The sequence below is a fragment of the Roseateles sp. P5_E11 genome (assembly GCF_054049355.1).
The window spans coordinates 1-2,737 of sequence record NZ_JBFUMO010000686.1 but is presented as its reverse complement, the minus strand read 5'-3'; the positions used below and the strand labels follow the sequence as shown (position 1 = coordinate 2,737).

Annotated in this window: 4 protein-coding genes; 3 read left to right on the top strand and 1 reads right to left on the bottom strand. The window is 70.2% G+C overall.

The genetic code is table 11. The annotated features are described in order from the left end of the window. Positions 1-34 precede the first annotated feature (34 nt). A complete protein-coding gene (locus ACXJKR_RS29150) occupies positions 35-481 on the top strand; it encodes an Lrp/AsnC family transcriptional regulator (protein WP_457325821.1) in 447 nt (148 codons plus the stop codon). 26 nt (positions 482-507) lie between these two features. On the opposite strand, the gene ACXJKR_RS29145 is transcribed toward ACXJKR_RS29150, so the two are convergent. Further along, positions 508-1,221, bottom strand: a complete 714-nt coding sequence (locus ACXJKR_RS29145) for a hypothetical protein (protein ID WP_457325820.1) — start codon at positions 1,219-1,221, stop codon at positions 508-510. A 187-nt stretch (positions 1,222-1,408) separates the two neighbouring features. Here ACXJKR_RS29145 and ACXJKR_RS29140 point away from each other — a divergent pair, with 187 nt between their 5' ends. After that, positions 1,409-1,924, top strand: a complete 516-nt coding sequence (locus tag ACXJKR_RS29140; RefSeq protein WP_457325819.1) for a hypothetical protein — start codon at positions 1,409-1,411, stop codon at positions 1,922-1,924. Beyond that, positions 1,921-2,655 carry a DUF4386 domain-containing protein gene (locus ACXJKR_RS29135; RefSeq protein ID WP_457325818.1) on the top strand — a complete coding sequence of 245 codons (735 nt, stop codon included), beginning with the start codon at positions 1,921-1,923 and terminating at the stop codon, positions 2,653-2,655. The genes ACXJKR_RS29140 and ACXJKR_RS29135 overlap by 4 nt, the downstream gene beginning before the upstream one ends. Positions 2,656-2,737 lie beyond the last annotated feature (82 nt).

Sequence of the window (2,737 nt, the reverse complement as noted above, 5' to 3'; positions counted from 1 at the left end):
ATCAACGACGGCACTTATCCATTCGAACCTAATCATGATCGACGACATCGACCGCCTGCTGCTGGCCGCCCTGGCCGCCGACGCCCGTGCGCCGCTGAAGGACCTGGCCGAGGCGATTGGGCTGTCGCCGCCCGCCACCTCGGAGCGACTGGYGCGGCTGCGCGAGCGCGGCGTGATCCGCGCCTTCACCATCGACATCGACCCGGTGGCCCTGGGCTTCACGCTGCAGGCCATCGTGCGCGTGCGACCCATGCCCGGTGCGCTGGCCCAGGTGCAGCAGCGCATCGAGGACATGCCCGAGGCGCTGGAGTGCGACAAGGTCACCGGCGACGACTGCTGCGTGCTGCGCCTGGCGCTGCGCTCCATCGAGCACCTCGACCAGGCCCTGGACAGGCTGGCCGATTGCGCCCAGACCAGCTCCAGCATCGTCAAGGCCCAGCCACTGCGCCGGCGCGTACCGCCGTTGAAGCTGGAGACCTGACGCCCCTGGCGTCAGTTCAGTTCAGCTCAACTCGGCTCCCAGGCGAGCGCAAGGGCCAGAGCCGCCTCCGTGACGGCCCGCCCCAACGGTGTGGCCGGGTCGGGGCGGCGCAGCCGCGGCTGGCTGCCGCTCAGGTCCAGGCTGCCGACGACGGTGCCCTGGTGCAGCATCTCGTAGCCCGTGGCCACTGTTTGCGGCTGCGCGCTGCCTTCGTGGAGATGCACTGAGCGCAGCCCCACCGTCAGCTCGCCGCGGCGGTAGGCACCTTCGCGGCTGAGCTTGCCGCGGCGCATCTGGCCTTCGCCGATCTGCAGCATGGCGGCTGGCGCATTGCCCCAGCGGCAGCTCAGCACCCAGGGCTTGCTGTCCGTCAGGCGGCCATTGGCGCTGGACTCCGATGTCCAGGCCTCGCAGACGGTCGAGCTTTCGCCCCCCGGCCCCTGCCAGCTGAAGTTCAGCGGCGTGCGCAGATTGGCGGGCAAAGGCTCGAACAAGGCCAGCCGCTCGGCGCCGCGCTCGTAGCGCACGCGCTGGCCGCTCAGCGAGAACTCGCCCTTGCGTCCCCAGGCCGGCTTGCCGAAGCTCTCCTCCGCGACGCCCGCCACCGACGGCGCCTGAGCCATGTGCGCGTCACGCCCGTCACGCCCGCGTGCCTCACGCCCGTCGCGCACCGCGGCACAGCCCGCGAGCAGCAAGGCCAGCAGAGTCGGAACGGAAACGCTCAAAAGGCGATGGCGCATGGGCTGGGACTTCGGTCGTGGCAAGGCCTCGACTCTAGAGCCGGGTGAGCCCGACAGCTGTTACCCGGCGTTGCTTCCGTTAATCACCCTGCCGACTGTCGGCCGGCATTGCAGCTGACCGCCCCGCCCCTGCCGCCGGTCGCAGCCCGTGCCGCCGCCACGCATCTCCTCGGCCACACTCCGGCGGATGCGTTACATCACCCCACCGCGCCTGGCGCTCGCCGCCCTCGCCGGCCTCGCCGAAATCCTGCATCTTGGCTGGGAGGCCCTTCATGGCGGCATCGTCAGCCACCATCTGCTGCAGCGTCCCGATCTGCCGGGCCTGTCCAACGCCTGGGGCTTGCTGCTGTTGCCGGCCCTGRCCGCCTGGGCGGCTGGTCGATTGCCGCGCCGCCCGGCAACGATGCAGGACTGGGCGCCAATCGCGCTGGGTTTCGCGCTGCCCCTGCTAACCGGCGCAGCACTGTCGCTGGCCTTCAGCCTCCAGCTCCAGGCGCTGACCGAGGCGATCTTCTTCGGCATGCTGCTGCTTGCGGTACTGCTGCCGGCCCATCGCCCGGAAAGCCTCTTCGGCTTCGCGCTCGGCATGAGCTGGACGTTTGGCGCCGTGCTGCCAACGCTGGTCGGCGGCATCATCGCCGGCCTGTCTTGGCTGGTGCGCGGCACGGCCCGCTGGGCCTGGCATGCCGTGAGGCCGGCATGATCAGCGTGAGCTCGCGCGAACTGCGCATCTCCGGGCTTTGCTACCTCGCCATCATTGCGCTCGGGCTGTGGAGCGAAGCCTTCGTGCGCGGCAGCCTCGTCGTTGCCGGCGATGCCGCCGCGACGGCCGAGCGCATCGCCGCCCACCCGCAGTTGTGGCGCCTGGGCCTGGGCGCAGACCTGTTGATGCAGGTGCTGGACCTACCGATCATCGTCATGATGTGGCGGCTGCTGCGGCCCGTGAACGAGCCGCTGGCACTGACTGCGGCTGGCCTGAACCTCGTGCAGACGGCCATGCTCGTCGCCAACCGCGTGCAGTTGCTCGCGGCGCTGGACCTGCTGACCGGCCCCGCCATGGGCACCGCCTTCCCGCCAGCCCAGCGCGAGGCGCTGGCGATGCTGGCGGTTCAGTTGCACGGCCAGGGCTTTGCCATCGGCTTGGTGTTCTTCGGCTTCTCCTGCGTCATCTGCGGTGCGCTGATCGCTCACAGCGGCGTGCTGCCACGCGTGCTGGGCTGGCTGCTCGCACTCGCGGGCCTGGCCTATCTGCTCAACAGCTTCGCGCTGCTGCTGGCGCCGGCGTTCGCCAGGCTGCTGTTCCCGGCCGTCATGCTGCCGGTCCTGGTGGGCGAGCTGGCGTTTGCGCTGTGGCTGACCGCGGGCAAACACCGACTTGTGAAGGTCACGGCCAACCCCACGTCCAGCGCATCCACACTGCCCTCACCCCCATGAGCGATCCCGCGATCCCCACCCTTTACGACTGGCTGGGCAGCCTGCCCGCGCTGCAACGGCTGACCGAGCGCTTCTACCAGCG

Coding starts and splice junctions, on each gene's coding strand:
- ACXJKR_RS29135 (WP_457325818.1), top strand. CDS start 1,921: ATGATCAGCGTGAGCTCGCGCGAACTGCGCATCTCCGGGCTTTGCTAC.
- ACXJKR_RS29145 (WP_457325820.1), bottom strand. CDS start 1,221: ATGCGCCATCGCCTTTTGAGCGTTTCCGTTCCGACTCTGCTGGCCTTG.